The sequence below is a fragment of the Micromonospora sonneratiae genome, from assembly GCF_042679305.1.
Lineage (GTDB): Bacteria > Actinomycetota > Actinomycetes > Mycobacteriales > Micromonosporaceae > Micromonospora_H > Micromonospora_H sonneratiae.
Genome location: NZ_JBHTMP010000179.1, coordinates 1 through 527 on the forward strand (window position 1 = coordinate 1; position 527 = coordinate 527).

Genomic DNA, 527 nt, shown 5'->3' on the forward strand with positions numbered 1-527 from the left:
GGTCAGGAGATGTCGAGTGCGGTGTCGTCGACGACGAACGAGGTCTGTAGCGAGATGTCTTCGACGGCGGTGAACCTGAGGGTGATGGTCTGGCCGGCGTAGCTGTTGAGCGAGAAGCTCTTCTGGCTGTAGCCGGTGGCCTTGTTGAGGTTGGAGTAGGTGGCCAGGGTGCCGAGTACGGTGCCGCTGGAGTTGAGTACCTGGACCCGGAAGGTGTCGTAGGCGACGCTGCTGGTGGTTTCAGCGGTGTCGATGTGGAGCCAGAGGGTCAGGTTGTAGTTGGTGCAGCCGGTGGGCAGGGTGACGCTCTGGGAGAGGGTCTCGGTGGTGGTGCGTCCGTTGCCGCCGAGCCAGGCGACGCGGGTGCCGCCGTGGGCGGGTTGCTGGGTGAAGGAGCCGATGGCGGCGGTGGTGCCGGTCCAGGGGCTGGTGCCGGTTTCGAAGCCGGGGTTGCCGAGCTTCTGGCCGGGGGCGGGGCAGCCGCCGCCGGGTCCGTTGACGGTCAGGGTGTAGGTGGAGGTGCGGGT

1 pseudogene is annotated in these 527 nt (G+C 67.2%); it reads right to left on the reverse strand.

Going from position 1 to position 527, the window contains the following annotated elements:
* Window positions 1-2: 2 nt before the first annotated feature.
* Window positions 3-527, reverse strand: a pseudogene (locus ACFQ4H_RS34885) (M4 family peptidase); the annotation flags it as partial.